The organism is Candidatus Pelagibacter bacterium nBUS_30 (genome assembly GCF_051201245.1).
Classification (GTDB): Bacteria; Pseudomonadota; Alphaproteobacteria; order Pelagibacterales; family Pelagibacteraceae; genus Pelagibacter.
Genome location: NZ_CP172842.1, coordinates 1,029,408 through 1,044,211 on the forward strand (window position 1 = coordinate 1,029,408; position 14,804 = coordinate 1,044,211).

At 30.0% G+C, this 14,804-nt stretch carries 16 protein-coding genes; 11 read left to right on the plus strand and 5 right to left on the minus strand.

From position 1 onward, the window contains the following. The first annotated feature begins 69 nt into the window (after positions 1 to 69). Positions 70 to 597, plus strand: a complete 528-nt coding sequence (locus tag ACIJYE_RS05595) for a hypothetical protein (RefSeq protein ID WP_435089858.1) — start codon at positions 70 to 72, stop codon at positions 595 to 597. 5 nt (positions 598 to 602) lie between these two features. Here the strand turns inward: ACIJYE_RS05595 and ACIJYE_RS05600 are convergent, their stop codons facing one another. Both ACIJYE_RS05600 and ACIJYE_RS05605 read right to left on the minus strand, forming a co-directional pair. Further along, positions 603 to 1,265 carry a hypothetical protein gene (locus ACIJYE_RS05600; protein ID WP_435089859.1) on the minus strand — a complete coding sequence of 221 codons (663 nt, stop codon included), beginning with the start codon at positions 1,263 to 1,265 and terminating at the stop codon, positions 603 to 605. After that, positions 1,265 to 2,209 (minus strand): mitochondrial fission ELM1 family protein, encoded by a 945-nt coding sequence (locus ACIJYE_RS05605; protein ID WP_435089860.1) that lies wholly within the window; start codon positions 2,207 to 2,209, stop codon positions 1,265 to 1,267. Before ACIJYE_RS05605 ends, ACIJYE_RS05600 begins: the two co-directional genes overlap by 1 nt. Positions 2,210 to 2,230: 21 nt before the next feature. On the opposite strand from ACIJYE_RS05605, the gene trxB reads away from it, so the two are divergent. Together trxB and ACIJYE_RS05615 are read left to right on the plus strand one after the other, a co-directional pair. Then, positions 2,231 to 3,175, plus strand: coding sequence for a thioredoxin-disulfide reductase (gene trxB / locus ACIJYE_RS05610; protein WP_435089861.1), 945 nt, complete (start codon positions 2,231 to 2,233; stop codon positions 3,173 to 3,175). A 41-nt stretch (positions 3,176 to 3,216) separates the two neighbouring features. Next, complete coding sequence (locus ACIJYE_RS05615; protein WP_435089863.1) at positions 3,217 to 4,236, plus strand: NAD-dependent epimerase/dehydratase family protein; 1,020 nt, start codon at positions 3,217 to 3,219, stop codon at positions 4,234 to 4,236. Here the strand turns inward: ACIJYE_RS05615 and ACIJYE_RS05620 are convergent. Continuing rightward, positions 4,228 to 5,427: a pyridoxal phosphate-dependent aminotransferase gene (locus ACIJYE_RS05620; RefSeq protein ID WP_435089864.1), complete on the minus strand. Its 1,200-nt coding sequence runs from the start codon at positions 5,425 to 5,427 to the stop codon at positions 4,228 to 4,230. The genes ACIJYE_RS05615 and ACIJYE_RS05620 overlap by 9 nt on opposite strands. A gap of 35 nt (positions 5,428 to 5,462) precedes the next feature. Here ACIJYE_RS05620 and uvrB point away from each other — a divergent pair, with 35 nt between their 5' ends. The 5 genes from uvrB to pgsA are packed head-to-tail and all read left to right on the plus strand — an operon-like array spanning position 5,463 to position 11,199. Beyond that, positions 5,463 to 7,634: an excinuclease ABC subunit UvrB gene (gene uvrB / locus ACIJYE_RS05625; RefSeq protein WP_435089866.1), complete on the plus strand. Its 2,172-nt coding sequence runs from the start codon at positions 5,463 to 5,465 to the stop codon at positions 7,632 to 7,634. Then, the gene (locus ACIJYE_RS05630; protein WP_435089867.1) at positions 7,616 to 8,368 is read left to right on the plus strand and encodes an SDR family oxidoreductase; all 753 of its coding nucleotides are present in this window, start codon (positions 7,616 to 7,618) and stop codon (positions 8,366 to 8,368) included. Before uvrB ends, ACIJYE_RS05630 begins: the two co-directional genes overlap by 19 nt. Beyond that, a complete protein-coding gene (locus ACIJYE_RS05635; RefSeq protein WP_435089868.1) occupies positions 8,365 to 8,790 on the plus strand; it encodes a dihydroneopterin aldolase in 426 nt (141 codons plus the stop codon). The genes ACIJYE_RS05630 and ACIJYE_RS05635 overlap by 4 nt, the downstream gene beginning before the upstream one ends. Continuing rightward, positions 8,777 to 10,612 (plus strand): excinuclease ABC subunit UvrC, encoded by a 1,836-nt coding sequence (uvrC, locus tag ACIJYE_RS05640; protein ID WP_435089869.1) that lies wholly within the window; start codon positions 8,777 to 8,779, stop codon positions 10,610 to 10,612. Before ACIJYE_RS05635 ends, uvrC begins: the two co-directional genes overlap by 14 nt. 2 nt (positions 10,613 to 10,614) lie before the next feature. Further along, positions 10,615 to 11,199, plus strand: a complete 585-nt coding sequence (gene pgsA / locus ACIJYE_RS05645; protein ID WP_435089870.1) for a CDP-diacylglycerol--glycerol-3-phosphate 3-phosphatidyltransferase — start codon at positions 10,615 to 10,617, stop codon at positions 11,197 to 11,199. On the opposite strand, the gene ACIJYE_RS05650 is transcribed toward pgsA, so the two are convergent. After that, the gene (locus tag ACIJYE_RS05650) at positions 11,196 to 12,077 is read right to left on the minus strand and encodes a branched-chain amino acid aminotransferase (protein WP_435089871.1); all 882 of its coding nucleotides are present in this window, start codon (positions 12,075 to 12,077) and stop codon (positions 11,196 to 11,198) included. The two genes, pgsA and ACIJYE_RS05650, sit on opposite strands and share 4 nt — an antisense overlap. Before the next feature lie 71 nt (positions 12,078 to 12,148). Between ACIJYE_RS05650 and ACIJYE_RS05655 the strand changes: the two genes are divergently transcribed. Genes ACIJYE_RS05655 through ACIJYE_RS05665 form a run of 3 tightly spaced genes read left to right on the plus strand, consistent with a single transcriptional unit; the run spans position 12,149 to position 14,556 of the window. Then, positions 12,149 to 12,586 carry a MarR family winged helix-turn-helix transcriptional regulator gene (locus tag ACIJYE_RS05655; RefSeq protein WP_435089873.1) on the plus strand — a complete coding sequence of 146 codons (438 nt, stop codon included), beginning with the start codon at positions 12,149 to 12,151 and terminating at the stop codon, positions 12,584 to 12,586. Beyond that, positions 12,579 to 13,256: a response regulator gene (locus ACIJYE_RS05660; RefSeq protein ID WP_435089875.1), complete on the plus strand. Its 678-nt coding sequence runs from the start codon at positions 12,579 to 12,581 to the stop codon at positions 13,254 to 13,256. The genes ACIJYE_RS05655 and ACIJYE_RS05660 overlap by 8 nt, the downstream gene beginning before the upstream one ends. Continuing rightward, on the plus strand, positions 13,237 to 14,556 hold the full coding sequence (locus tag ACIJYE_RS05665; RefSeq protein WP_435089876.1) for an ATP-binding protein: 1,320 nt from the start codon (positions 13,237 to 13,239) through the stop codon (positions 14,554 to 14,556). The genes ACIJYE_RS05660 and ACIJYE_RS05665 overlap by 20 nt, the downstream gene beginning before the upstream one ends. On the opposite strand, the gene ACIJYE_RS05670 is transcribed toward ACIJYE_RS05665, so the two are convergent. Next, the gene (locus tag ACIJYE_RS05670; protein WP_435089877.1) at positions 14,549 to 14,791 is read right to left on the minus strand and encodes a hypothetical protein; all 243 of its coding nucleotides are present in this window, start codon (positions 14,789 to 14,791) and stop codon (positions 14,549 to 14,551) included. The genes ACIJYE_RS05665 and ACIJYE_RS05670 overlap by 8 nt on opposite strands. Positions 14,792 to 14,804 lie beyond the last annotated feature (13 nt).

Consider the following 14,804-nt stretch of genomic DNA (forward strand, 5'->3'; position numbering starts at 1 on the left):
ATAAACAAAGTATAAATTGTTATTGATCCAGATCAAATAGTTCTTTTAAATTTAGGATAGATACTAAATGTGCTTAGTACAAATAATACGAACAATCTGCCAGGTCTCAATATTTCAAGATTTCAAGATAGTGACTTGAGCTTAATGGGTATCTTACCTTTATTAGCTGAAGAATTTCCATCTTGGGGGTTAGACAGATTAAAAAGTTATATTAGATTAGTTCTAAAACAAGAGTCGAACGGTATCTTGGTTGCAAAAAATAATTCTTTGTACAATGTTGGTTTGCTAATTTACTCAATGCAAGACATTATAAATAAAGGCTTTTCTAAAAATGCTAAAAAAGAATTTTCTAAATGTTTAGTTGTAGAAAATTTAATTTCTTCAAGTCCTGTTTTAGAAAAAAAAGTTTATCTACAACTTACAAATAAAGCTGTTGATATTGCCGAAAACAATAGCTGTGAAATTGTTGAGCTACCAAGATTTAATTCTTCATTTGATTTGGTAAAAGAAAAATATAAAAAAAATATTGTAAATTCAGATGGGTGGAGAACTTTTATTAAAATAGATAAAATATTGACTGCTAATAAAGAGCTTTAATTAAATTATAAAACTTTCCAGTCTGTTTCAAAGGTAACATAATTTACCTGAATACAACGTCTTTCTTTAACTATTTTCTTTTTTTCCATACCGTGCCAAGTGTTTGGACCACTGGTAAACATGTATCCATAGTTATTTTTGTAAGGAACTGTTTTAACTTTTTCTAATTTATCATTATAGAAATCTGTTCCAAGCTCCTCTGACTCGTTAGCATTATTAACAAATATTAGTCCTGACATTAGTTTCTCTTTAATATCACAATGAGGTTTTAACCAAAATCCCTCTCGATCACAAATAACTTCAACTCTTACATATGAGTTTGATAAATTTTTATTGATCATTTTTGAAATAGTTTGATGCACTTCTTTAGATTGAAGTTCGTTAATAAATTTTACCAAATTTGGAAATTGTTTTTCATTTTCTTTTGTTACAAAACATCTAAATTTTATTGCCTCTCCACCTGAAGCTATCCCCTCTCTAAACTCAGCAGCACCACCATCTATTGCTCTTGTTCCATCATAATTAAGATTATGTTTACTTACATCTGGAATATCTGCTTTAATAATTTCCTCAATGGCTGCATCAGACAGAGCATTATTATATTCCCAGTGATCAAAAGGAAATTCATGTTTCTTTGATTGATTTTGAATTGAATCTAAAAGTGACATTATGAATTAATTTTTTGTTTGATAATACTTGCTACTCTATTCGTTTCGTCTAATTTTTGATAGTTCCAATTTTCAATCTCTTCACCTAAAATTCTAGTTATATTTAATTCTCTAAATAAATTTCTAAATCTTTGAAATCTTTTGTCATTTTTTTTAGGCAAAATATTAGCTACATAAATAGGTTTTCCAGTTAAAGCTGCCTCAGATATCATTGAACTAGAGTCGCATGTAACTACAATATTCTCTGCAAGTGCTAGAGCTGACAAGTAAGCTTTTTTATCGACATCCATTATAACTGTATGATTATCTCCAAAAAATTCTTTAGCATAATGAATTGTGTTTATTGGTGTTCTCATTGATGGAATTACAACCAGTTGGAAATCATGTTTTTTTAATAATTTATATAACATTGTAAAAATATGTTTCATATTTTTTGTAGAATAATCGTAATACTTTGTTGGCCCTCCTAAGATTAAAGTCCAAACTTTTCTTTCATCATTTTTAATTAATGATTTTAGATAATCTTTATTTTCACTTATTTCATTTTCTGTAAGATAATGAATTGCCCCTTTTGTACTGATAACGTTTTTGCCTTCTAATGCATCGTGCTCTGGAGCTACTATAAAATCAAAATGATTTAAATCTACTTTTGGATCTTGAATATGAATATTAAATACTTTTTTATTAGCTTTATTTTTTAAATGAATTGATGGGATAACACTTTTACGTCCACAAGATATAATCACATCAAAGTCATCTTGATTAATTTTTTTATACACATTTTGTGAAATGGGTGTCAGCTTAGGTGGCATCAATTTCCAAAAACTATTTGGTTCAACTGTGTGGTGTGTAAAATCGATATCTAAAGCTTTTGCCAAACCTTCTACCTGACTAATCATGCCATGCATTCCTTGAGTTAATAATATGCCTTTTAATTTAGTCATTAATCACTATATAGCTTCCATATGAGTCAAAATCCAACAAAACACACAAAAGTGTTAATAATAGGATCTGGTCCTGCCGGATACACTGCAGCAGTCTATGCGGCACGTGCAATGTTAAATCCAATTTTGGTTTATGGTGTTCAACCAGGTGGACAATTGACAACAACAACTGATGTTGAAAATTTTCCAGGTTTTGCAGATGTAATTCAAGGTCCATGGTTAATGGATCAAATGAAAGATCAAGCTAAAGCTGTTGGAACAGAAATGATTGAAGATCATATCTCATCAGTAAATTTAAAATCACAACCATTTGAAGCCGTTGGTGATAGTGGTCAAAAATATACAGCAGATAGCATTATAATTTCTACAGGCGCTCAAGCTAGATGGTTAAATTTAAAATCAGAACAAGAATTCAGAGGTTTTGGAGTTTCAGCCTGTGCTACTTGTGATGGTTTTTTCTTTAAAGATAAAGAAGTTGCAGTTGTCGGTGGTGGTAATGCTGCTGTTGAAGAAGCAATGTTTCTTACAAAATTTGCATCAAAAGTTAAATTAATTCATAGAAGAGATGAACTAAGAGCTGAAAAGATGCTTCAAAAAAAATTAATGGAAAATAAAAAAATTGAAATTATTTGGGATAGTGCTGTTGATGAAGTTATCGGAGATAATGATCCTAAAAATGTTAAAGCAATTAAAGTTAAGAATTTAAAAACTAACGATATTCAAGAAATGAAGATTGATGGGTTATTTATTGCGATTGGACATGATCCAGCAACAGCTTTATTTAAAGAACAATTAGATATGGATAAAGAGGGTTATTTATTAACTAAACCAGATTCTACAGAAACTAATGTCCCTGGAGTTTATGCTGCTGGAGATGTTAAAGACAAAACTTTTAGACAAGCTGTAACAGCTGCGGGGATGGGCTGTATGGCTGCGCTTGAAGCTGAAAAATTTTTATCTCACTGATAAGAACTTTTAAAACTTAATACAAACCAATGGAGAACAAAATGACTGATAAAGTACTACTTACTGGAATAAGTGGCTGGATAGCGAAACATATAGCAATTGAATTATTAAATTCTGGATATGAAGTTTTGGGAACTGTTAGAAGTCAAAATTCATTAGAGAAAACTAAAAAAACTATAAGCGAATATGTTTCAACAGATAAATTATCATTTGTTGAATTGGATCTTTTAAAAGATGAAGGTTGGAATGAGGCTGCAAAAGACTGTAAATATATTATACATACTGCTTCTCCTTATCCCATGAAAAGTTCAAGAAATAGAGAAGCTTTAGTTCCAGCTGCTAAAGGGGGAACTTTGAGAGTTTTAAATGCGGGTATAGAGGCTAACGTTGAAAAGATAGTTCTAACATCATCAATAGCCGCAATGTTTAAAAGACCCAATAGAACCAACCCTTACAATGTCGGAGAAAACGATTGGTCAGATACTGAATGGAGTGGTTCTAACGATTATATTATATCTAAAACTAAAGCTGAAAAAGTTGCCTGGGAATTAATGGAAAGCAAAGGATTGAAAGATAAATTAACTGTAATTAATCCAGGTGGTGTTAATGGTGATGCATTAGATGATAAAGAAAATACATCAACTAAATATGTTCAACTTTTCCTTAAAGGAAAATATCCAATGGCCCCAAATTTTGGAATATTAATTTCTGATGTAAAAGATGTGGCAAAAGCACATGTACTTTCATTAAAAAATTCTAAAGTAAATGGCAGACGTTTGTTGATTGGTTCAGAAGTTAAAAAAATGCTTGAGATTTCTAAAATTATGCAAGAAGCATTTCCACAATACGCAAAAAAACTACCAAAAAAAGAAATGCCAAACTTTATGTTAAAGCTAATTAGTTACTTGGACTCATCTGCAAAACTTATGGTACCTGAATTAGGAATTCTAATGCAGACAGATACTTCATATTCTGAAGATTTACTGGGTATCAAATTTAAACCTGCAAAAGATAGTATTGTAGATGCTGGAAATTCTGTAATTAGACTTGGTTTAGTTTAGACTTTTACAAAAAGAAGAAATTTTTTCTAAAGCTTTTTTAAGGTTTTCCATTGAAGTAGCATAAGAAATTCTAAAGAAACCTTCTAAGCCAAATGCGGAACCTTGAACAACTGCTATACCACTGTTCTCTAATAAAGATTGAACAAAATCAGTATCCGTTTTCAATTCATTTCCATTTGAATCTTTTTTGCCCATTAAACCTTTGCAACTTGGAAAAACATAAAATGCACCGTCTGGATTTAAACATTCAATTCCATCAATTTCATTTAATGCTTTAACAACAAAATCTCTTCTCTCTTGAAAAGAAGTTGCTCTTTCTTTTATGAAATCTTGAGTTCCAACTAATGCTTCAACTGCAGCTGCTTGGCTAATTGAAGATGGGTTAGTTGTTGATTGTGATTGAATTTTAGCAATTGCTTTAATGATGTCTTTTGGACCAGCTGCATATCCTATTCTCCAACCAGTCATTGAATAAGCTTTACTTACACCATTCATGGTAAGCACTCTCTCTTTTAAACTATCAATTTGAGCAATAGTAAAAAATTTAAAACCTTCATAAGTAACGTGCTCATAGATATCATCACTTAAAATATGAACATGAGAATGTTTTTCTAAAATTTTTGCAATCTCTCGAATATCTTCCTCCGTATAACAAGCGCCAGTTGGATTTGAAGGTGAGTTTAATATAATCCATTTAGTTTTTGGAGTTATAGACTTTTCTAATTCAGCTGGATTAATCTTAAATCCTTGTTTTTCGTTGCACTCTAAAATAATCGGAGTTCCACCTGCCAATAAAACCATATCAGGATAAGAAACCCAATAAGGTGCTGGAACAATAACCTCATCTCCTTCATTGAGAGTTGCCATCATTGCGTTATAGATTACATGTTTTCCACCTGCCCCAACTGTTACTTGGTCAGTTGTGTATTCTAGATTATTTTCTTTTTTGAATTTTTCTACTATTGCTTTTTTTAAAGCTGGGGTTCCGTCAACTGCAGTATATTTAGTGTCTCCATCATTAATTGCTTTAATTGCAGCTTGTTTGATATTCTCCGGAGTATCAAAGTCTGGTTCTCCTGCTCCAAGGCCTATTACATCTTTACCAGCAGCCTTTAATTCTCTCGCTTTTTGAGTTACAGCAATCGTTGGTGATGGTTTAATTTTTTTTAAACTGTCTGATATTATGCTCATTGAAATATAATTTTAATCTACTAGTTTTATAAATAATGCAGAACACTTATCAAGATTTAATTACAGCTGTGCAGAATAAAAATCCTGCGATAAGCCCTAAACTTGAGGGTGGTAAAAAGTTCCAGATGAAAACTGACTTCAAACCTGCTGGTGACCAACCTGAGGCTATAAAACAATTGGTTAATGGTGCAAATAAAGACCAGTTAAGTCAGGTTTTACTAGGTGTAACTGGATCTGGAAAAACTTTTACAATGGCGAAAGTTATTGAAAAGACTAACAGACCAGCGCTAATTCTTGCACCTAATAAAACTCTAGCAGCTCAACTATATGGAGAAATGAAATCTTTTTTTCCAAATAACGCCGTTGAATATTTTGTATCTTATTATGATTATTACACACCAGAAGCATACGTTCCACGATCAGATACTTATATTGAAAAAGAAGCATCAATTAATGAACAAATCGATCGAATGCGTCACTCAGCAACAAGATCATTACTAGAGAGAGATGATGTAATTATTGTATCAAGTGTTTCTTGTATCTATGGTCTAGGATCTGTTGAGGCTTATAGTAAGATGACTTTAAGTTTAAAGACTAATTATGATTACAACAGAGAAGAATTAATAAAATCTTTAGTAGCACTCCAATATAAAAGAAATGATCAAAATTTTTATCGAGGAACTTTTAGAGCCAGAGGAGAATATCTTGAAATTTTTCCTTCACACCTAGAAGATCGTGCTTGGAGATTAAGTTTATTTGGAGACAAATTAGAAAAAATAGAAGAGTTTGATCCTTTAACAGGAGATTTAGTCAGTGAACTTGATGTAATTAAAGTTTATGCAAATAGTCACTACATCACACCCAAACCAACTATTGAACAAGCAATAATTAAAATTAAAAGAGAGCTAGAGGCAACTTTAAAAAAATTTAAAGAACAAAATAAATTACTTGAAGCACAGAGATTAGAAGAAAGAACTAAATTTGATCTAGAAATGATTGAAGCAACTGGATCTTGTGCTGGAATCGAAAACTATTCAAGATTTTTATCTGGAAGAAAACCTGGAGAGCCCCCTCCTACATTGTTTGAATATTTTCCAGATAATACTTTAATTTTTGTTGATGAATGTCACGTAACTGTTCCTCAATTAAATGGAATGTATAAAGGTGATAGATCAAGAAAAAGTAATCTTGCAGAGTATGGCTTTAGATTACCTTCTTGTATGGATAACCGACCACTTAAATTTGAAGAATGGGATGCAATGAGAACTCAAACAGTTTTTGTATCAGCTACACCAGGGCCATGGGAATTAAAACAAACAAAAAATAAATTTGTCGAACAAATAATTAGACCAACAGGATTAATTGATCCACCTGTTGAAATAAGACCTGCAAAAAACCAAGTTGATGACTTAATGCATGAGTGCGTGAAAGTAATTAACAATAACTTTAGAGTACTAGTCACTACTTTAACTAAAAAGATGGCTGAAGATTTAACTGAGTATCTTCACGAAAATGGTATCAAAGTTAGATACATGCACTCTGATATCGATACCCTAGAGCGTATTGAAATCATGAGAGATCTAAGGCTTGGAGTATTTGATGTATTAGTTGGAATTAATTTACTTAGAGAAGGACTTGATATTCCAGAATGTGCATTAGTTGGAATTTTAGATGCAGATAAAGAAGGCTTTCTAAGATCTGAGACTTCTTTGGTTCAAACTATTGGGAGAGCTGCAAGAAATCTAGAAGGTAAAGTTATTCTTTATGCGGATAAGGAAACAAAAAGTATTAAAAATGCAATTAAAGAAACAGATAGAAGAAGGACTATTCAAGTAGCTTACAACAAAAAACATAACATCAGTGCAACAAGTATAAAAAAAGAAATTGGAGATGTGCTTGAAAGCGTTTATGAGAAAGATTATGTAAAAGTTGGAACTGATGAAAATATTGGTGGCAATCTTAAGAAACACCTAAAAGCCCTGAATAAAAGAATGAAAGAGTCAGCAACAAACCTTGAGTTTGAAGAAGCTGCAAAAATTAGGGACGAAATAAGAAAACTTGAGGCATCTGAGCTAGAAATTACTTTAAATCCAAAAGTAAAAAAATATAGTTCAAATAATAAAATGTATCCAAAAGGTAGATCAACTATGGGTCTTCCAGGAACAAGAGCGCAAAAAGGTAAAAAAAAGTGGAAGCAAACAAAATAATTATAACAGGAGCAGCAACTAGAATGGGTGCTGCGATTGCTAAAAAGCTATCAGGTCCAAATGTGGAAATTGTTATTCATTATAATAAATCGAAATTAAATGCTGAAAAATTACAAAAAGAACTAAAGAAAAATAAAACAAAAGTTTGGTTGATTAAAGGAGATCTATCCAAAGAAAATGATTTAAAAAAAATTATTAAGTTTGCAAAATCAAAATTAAAATACTTTGATTGTTTAATTAATAACGCTTCATTGTTTGAAAATGATAATTTAAAAAATTTTACATCTAAAAGTTGGGATAATCATTTAAATGTGAACTTAAAAGCCCCTGCTTTCTTAACAAAAGAATTTGCAAAAAATATAAAAGGTAAAAATAATAATATTATAAACATTATCGACCAAAGAGTTTTTAAACTAACTCCATTTTTTACTTCATACACATTAAGTAAAACTGGACTTTATACATTAACAAAAACTAGTGCTATGAGTTTGGCTCCTAACATAAGAGTAAACGGTATAGCTCCTGGACCAACAATAAAAAATAAACGACAAACAGATAAGCACTTTAAAAAACAATATTTAGCTACACCTTTAAAGCAACAGGTGGATGTTAGAGAAATATGCAATGCTGTTGACTTTTTTATTAAAAACAGTTCTATTACAGGTCAAGTATTAGCTATTGATAGTGGACAAAATTTAAACTGGCAAACACCAGATGTAATTGGAAAAGAATGAAAAAAAGTAATTTAAAAGTTGTAAAAATAGATAAAAATAAAAGTTTATTTAACTACGAAAAAAAAATTCTTATTAAAGAATTAACCTTAGATCTAAAACTTGGATATTACGAATTTGAAAAAGAAAAACCTCAAAAAGTAAAGTTCAGCCTTGAAATTGATTATGAAGATAAAAAACCTACAAGCGATAAGGACATCAAATCTATTGTAAACTATGGACAAGTAGTCAAATTGATAAAAAAACTAACAAAAAATAAGCATTATAATTTTTTAGAAACTCTAGCAGAAGATGTTTTTGATATTCTATTTAAAGATAAACGTATTGGTAAAATAATGCTTCAAATTGAAAAATTAGAGATTTTAAAAGAATGTACGTCAGTTGGTATTCAAATTACCAAAAAAAGAAGTCATGAAAAGCTCTGAACTTGGAAAAGAAGTAATAAAAAAAGAACTTCCATTAATTCCTAAAAGCCCTGGTGTTTATAGAATGCTCAATCATAAAGATGATATTCTTTATGTAGGTAAAGCCAAAAATTTACCAAATAGATTGAAAAGTTATGTGGCGGAGAAAAACCACATAATAAGAACTGAAAGAATGTTGTCTCAAACTTTTAAGCTTGAGGTCACAACGACTGCAAATGAAAGTGAAGCCTTACTTTTAGAGGCTAACTTAATCAAAAAACATAAACCAAAGTTTAATATTTTACTTAAAGATGACAAATCATTTCCATTCATATTTATTGGTGAAAAAGAACAGTGGCCAAGGGTCACTAAGCATAGAGGTAAAAAAGAAAAAGAAGGGTTTTACTTTGGGCCTTTTGCATCTGCAGGCACTGCTAATTGGACTATTAAGATGCTTCAAAAAATTTTTCAATTAAGAGTCTGCGATGATGGAACTTTTAAGAACAGAAAAAGACCTTGTATACTTTATCAAATAAAAAGGTGCTCAGGTCCATGTGTCAGCTACATAAATAAAAATGATTATAAAAGTTCTGTTGATCAAGCAATTCAATTTGTCTCTGGCAAATCTAGAGATATTCAAAAAAATCTCTCTAAAGAAATGGAAGCTGCGAGTGATCAACTTGATTTTGAAAGAGCTTCAATTTTTAGAGATAGAATAAAATCTCTAAACATCATTCAATCTTCACAAAGAATTAATGAAGCAAACCTAGTTGATGCTGATGTGATTGCCGGATATAAAGAATCTGGTAAAGCTTGTATTCAAGTTTTTTTTTATAGATCAAAACAAAACTGGGGAAACCAAGCTTACTTTCCAAAACATGATCCTGATCAAGATGTTTCGGAAATTATGTCATCTTTTTTAATGCAATTTTACGAAAATAAAACTGTTCCAAAATTAGTTTTAATCAATAGCGATATTAAAGATAAAAAATTAATAGAAGAAACTTTGAGTAAAAAAGAGGGAAATACTATCTCTATCAACACTACCAAAAAAGGAACTAAAGCAAAAGTTGTGGCCATGGCTGAAAAAAATGCAAAAGAATCTCTAAATAGAAAACTTTACGAAACAAATAATAATAAAAATTTATTTGAGGGTGTTGCTAAAAAATTTGATCTAAAAAATGTTATCAATCTAGTTGAGGTTTACGATAATAGTCATATTTCAGGGACCAACAGTGTTGGGGCAATGGTTACATTTGGTAATGAAGGCTTTGTTAAAAAGAGGTATCGAAAATTTGATATAAAAACAAAAGGTGCTGAACAAGATGATTTTGCTATGCTTAAAGAAGTTTTATCTAGAAGATTTAAAAGAGCAATTTTAGAGAAAGGAAATTATTTAACATTACCAGATTTAATATTAATTGATGGTGGCAAGGGTCAATATTCTTCAGCGAAAAATGTGCTAGATGAGTTGGGCCTTCATGATCTCCCAATGATTGCTATAGCAAAAGGTAAAATGCGAAATAGTGGAGATGAAACTTTCTTCTATAATGGTAAAAGCTATAAATTTGAGAAAAATGATCCAACTTTATTCTTTATGCAAAGACTTAGGGACGAAGCACATAGATTTGCGATTACCTCTCATAGAGCCAAAAGAGCCAAAGGATTATCAAAATCTTTGCTGGATCAAATAGATGGTATCGGTGCTGTTAGAAAAAGGGCTTTATTGAACCATTTTGGCTCTGCTAGATCTGTTGAGTCTGCTAGTTTTGATGAGATAAAATCTGTAGAAGGTGTTGAGGAAAAAGTTGCAAAAAAGATATATAACTTTTTTCACGAATAATTATGCTTAAAAAAATCCCAAATATTCTAACAATCGGACGAATAATTATAGTCCCATTTTTTGTTTTAGCTTTTTATCTTCCAGGCTTTTATGGAGATTTAACTGCACTAATATTATTTATCGTTGCATCTTTCACTGATTTTTTAGATGGAATGTTAGCTAGGATGCTTGGCGAAGAGTCTAAGTTGGGTGAGTTATTAGATCCAATAGCAGATAAAATAATAGTAGCCACTGCACTAATCTTATTAGTAATGGATGGAACTATTAGACACTATGAAGTTATTGCAGCAATTATAATACTAACTCGAGAAATTTTAATTTCAGGATTAAGAGAATTTTTAGCTAAAGGACAAATAAAACTTCCAGTATCAAATCTTGCAAAATTAAAAACTGTTTTACAAATGGTTTCCATAGCTCTTTTGCTGTCAGGTGAAACAGGAAATAAAATTATTAGTTTCCAAGACTATAACGCTCAAACAATCGGAATTATTCTTCTTTGGTTATCTGCATTTTTAACTTTATTTACAGGCTATGATTATATGCGCAAAGGTATTGATCACGCAATGTCTGAAGATAATAAAGATTAAGCTGCTTTTTTCTTTCTTACTAAAGCTTGATAGCTTTCATTCAAATCAATTATAGTTTCACAAACCTTAAATTGATTTTCAGCAATACATGATACAGGTGTCACTTCCGCAGCAGTTCCAGTTAAAAAACATCCAACAAAACTAGAAAGTTCAGACGGGTTAATTTTTCTTTCATGAACGTTAATATTTTTAGATTTAGCAATTTCAATAACAGTTCTTCTTGTTATTCCATCTAAAAAAGAGTCTGGTATTGGAGTATGAATTTCACCATTTTTGTCTTTGAAAAAAATATTTGCTCCTGTTGCTTCAGCAATATTACCTTCATGGTCAAGCATAAGAGAATCGGTAAAGCCTTGTTTTTCAGCTTCATGTTTTGATAAAGTACAAATCATATAAAGACCTGAAGCTTTTGTATCCCAAGGTATTGTATTAGGGGCTGGTCTTCTCCAATTGGAAATATTTAATCTAATTCCTTCTACTTTAAGTTTTGGATCAAAATAAGATCCCCACTCCCAAGTTGCTATAGCTACATGAATTTTTGTTTGTTGTGCAGAAATTGCCATCATTTCACTACCTCTCCAAATAGTAGGTCTTACATATCCATTTTTTACATTTTGAACTGAAATAATTTTATTACTTGCATCGTTTATTTCTTTCTCAGTATATGGAATTGTCATTCCCATTCTTTTTGCTGAATAAAAAAGTCTAGATGTATGTTCTTCTAATTTGAATATTGACCCCTCATAAACACGCTCTCCCTCAAAAACACAGCTAGCATAATGAAGCCCATGGTTAAGAACGTGTATCTTGGCATCAGCCCAGTCTATAAGCTCATTATTATACCAAATTTTTCCAGCTCTTTTATCGTAGGACATCATGTATGAAATTTATTAAATTATAACTGAAAAATATCTTTGTATCTGTAATATGTCAATATAACTTACCTATAATGAAAGAACTTTTATATTTAAAAGATGAGCAGCTAAAAGATGTAATCGAGAAACTATTTGTTAGTTACAGGGAAACATTTGCAGACTCAAAGATAGTATTGGATAAATATTCAATTGGTTTAGCACACCATAAAGTTATTCATTTACTATCAATGTATCAAGGCATTTCAATTTCAGAGCTCTTGAAACGACTAAAGGTAACTAAGCAAAGCTTAAATAGAGTACTTAAAGATTTAATTAAATTAGAAGTTATAAATTTTAAAAAAGACGATCAAGATACAAGAATTAAACATGTTTTTTTAAATGAAAAAGGACAAAAAATATTTAATGAAATTTTTAATCTACAAAAGAAGAGGATTTACAATGCATTACTTAACTCAAACTCAGAGGAAGTGATTAATTTTGATAATGTATTGAGCAAAATTATAAATGGATAAATTTATTGCGCATATTTTAGTTGTTGATGATGATGATGGGATCAGATCGTTAGTTAAGAAATACCTTAATGAAAATAACTTTTTAGTTACAACTGCAGATAGTGCTGAAAATGCTTTGGAAAAGATTAAAATTATAAAGTTCGATTTAATAATTTTAGATATAATGATGCCAGGACAAAGTGGTTTAGAATTTATCCAAGATAATAAAAAAAAATTAGATACACCTGTTATTCTTTTGACTGCAAAAGGAGAGGCCTACGAAAGAGTTGAAGGACTTGAAATTGGGGCCGATGATTATTTACCCAAACCATTTGAACCAAAAGAACTGATTCTAAGAATTAAAAACATTTTAGATAAGACAATAAAAACTGAGCAGATAAGAATTGTTGAATTTGCGAATGTAAAAATTGATTTAAATAAATTTTTAATTATTAAAAATGATAAAGAGTTTAAGATTAATAATACTGAAAAAACAATTCTGGAAAAAATGATTAATAGTCCTGGTAAAACGTTTTCAAGAGAGGATATAGGTCAATTAATAAACCTAGATAAAGAAAGATCAATTGATGTGATTATAACTCGACTAAGAAAAAAAATTGAAATTGATCCAAAAAAACCTAAATTTTTACAAACAATAAGAGGAGCTGGATATGTTCTTTGGATTGAGTAATTTTTTAAAAAAAATATTACCTAAAAGTTTATTTTATAGAGCTTTTTTAATTGTTGCTGCTCCTATTTTAGTTCTCCAATTGGTAATAACTATTGTTTTTTTTGATAGCCTCTGGATCAAGACTAACAAGGGAATGACTAGAGCATTAATAAATGAAATTAGTACATTTATTGAAGTTTACGATAATGAAAAAATTGACAAGGATGAGTTAAAAAATATTTTTTCTTTATATTTGGAACTAAACATGGAATTGATTAAAGACAAAAAATTTGAAAATAAATTAAATGAAAGATGGTTCAGCCCAGTTGATAGAACTCTTAGAAGAGAATTAAAATCTCACTTTAATTTAAATGAGTACTGGTTTAGTACAACAAGTTATAAGGAATTAATTGATTTAAGAATAAAGTATCAAAATGGATATTTTAAATTTTTGATATCCAAAGATAGAGTTACAAGTTCATCAGCAAGAATATTCGCTCTATGGATTACAGTTCCAGCAATTATCATGGTGATTATTTCACTAATATTTTTAAAAAATCAAACAAGGCCGATTTCAAATCTTGCACGCGCAGCTGAAAGATTTGGAAAAGGTGAAGATATAGGAGAATTTAAACCTGCAGGCGCTCTTGAAATTAGACAAGCAGGATACGAATTTGATAAAATGAGAAAAAGAATACTAAGACATCTAAATCAAAGAACCGAGATGTTGTCAGGAATAAGTCATGACTTAAGGACTCCACTTACAAGAATGAAATTGCAAATTGCCTTTATTAAGGACAAAGATTTAATAAAAAAATTAACTCAAGATGTTAATGAAATGGAAAAAATGCTTAATGAATATCTTCAATTTACTAGTTCATCATATATTGAAAAAGATGAAATGTTTAACTTGTCAGAATTAATAGATAAAATTGTTGAAAAATATGGAAATGAAAATATTTCAAAGGAGTTGGTCCCAAGAATTTATTTAAATGGAAGAAAAAATTTAATTAATCGATGTCTCAATAATATAATTGATAATGCTTTGAAGTATGCAAATAAGATTCGAATTGAACTTAATAAAAAAGATACAAACTTATTTATAACAGTTGATGATGATGGTCCTGGTATAAATATTGATGAACATGAAAATGTTTTCAAGCCTTTCTATAAAATTGACAAAGGTAGAGCTGATTCTAAATCAAGTGTTGGCCTTGGACTATCAATTGCCTCAGATATAATAAGATCACATGGAGGAAATATAAATCTTGAAAAATCTAAGATGAATGGATTGCGAGTTAAAATCTTTTTGCCTATTTAGTTTTTTTTCTTTTTTTTACTTTTACTTTTGATTCATTCAATTTATTTTCTAAGATTTCAACTCTCTTAGATAATACATCAAATTCATCTTTGCTTGTAATCTTCATTTTAAAAACGATTTCGTCTCTTTTAGATTTTAAAATATTCAAAATTTCTGAACTAATGTCTTTTGATGAAATTAGTCCTTGCTCAAAAAGTTTTCCAAGCTTGTTAATTATAAATTTAGAATTTTTCATATTTAAGATATAC

Coding starts and splice junctions, on each gene's coding strand:
- ACIJYE_RS05620 (WP_435089864.1), bottom strand. CDS start 5,427: ATGAGCATAATATCAGACAGTTTAAAAAAAATTAAACCATCACCAACG.
- pgsA (WP_435089870.1), top strand. CDS start 10,615: ATGCTTAAAAAAATCCCAAATATTCTAACAATCGGACGAATAATTATA.
- ACIJYE_RS05650 (WP_435089871.1), bottom strand. CDS start 12,077: ATGATGTCCTACGATAAAAGAGCTGGAAAAATTTGGTATAATAATGAG.
- ACIJYE_RS05665 (WP_435089876.1), top strand. CDS start 13,237: ATGTTCTTTGGATTGAGTAATTTTTTAAAAAAAATATTACCTAAAAGT.
- ACIJYE_RS05600 (WP_435089859.1), bottom strand. CDS start 1,265: ATGTCACTTTTAGATTCAATTCAAAATCAATCAAAGAAACATGAATTT.
- ACIJYE_RS05615 (WP_435089863.1), top strand. CDS start 3,217: ATGACTGATAAAGTACTACTTACTGGAATAAGTGGCTGGATAGCGAAA.
- trxB (WP_435089861.1), top strand. CDS start 2,231: ATGAGTCAAAATCCAACAAAACACACAAAAGTGTTAATAATAGGATCT.
- ACIJYE_RS05660 (WP_435089875.1), top strand. CDS start 12,579: ATGGATAAATTTATTGCGCATATTTTAGTTGTTGATGATGATGATGGG.
- uvrB (WP_435089866.1), top strand. CDS start 5,463: ATGCAGAACACTTATCAAGATTTAATTACAGCTGTGCAGAATAAAAAT.
- ACIJYE_RS05670 (WP_435089877.1), bottom strand. CDS start 14,791: ATGAAAAATTCTAAATTTATAATTAACAAGCTTGGAAAACTTTTTGAG.
- ACIJYE_RS05655 (WP_435089873.1), top strand. CDS start 12,149: ATGAAAGAACTTTTATATTTAAAAGATGAGCAGCTAAAAGATGTAATC.
- ACIJYE_RS05635 (WP_435089868.1), top strand. CDS start 8,365: ATGAAAAAAAGTAATTTAAAAGTTGTAAAAATAGATAAAAATAAAAGT.
- ACIJYE_RS05605 (WP_435089860.1), bottom strand. CDS start 2,209: ATGACTAAATTAAAAGGCATATTATTAACTCAAGGAATGCATGGCATG.
- uvrC (WP_435089869.1), top strand. CDS start 8,777: ATGAAAAGCTCTGAACTTGGAAAAGAAGTAATAAAAAAAGAACTTCCA.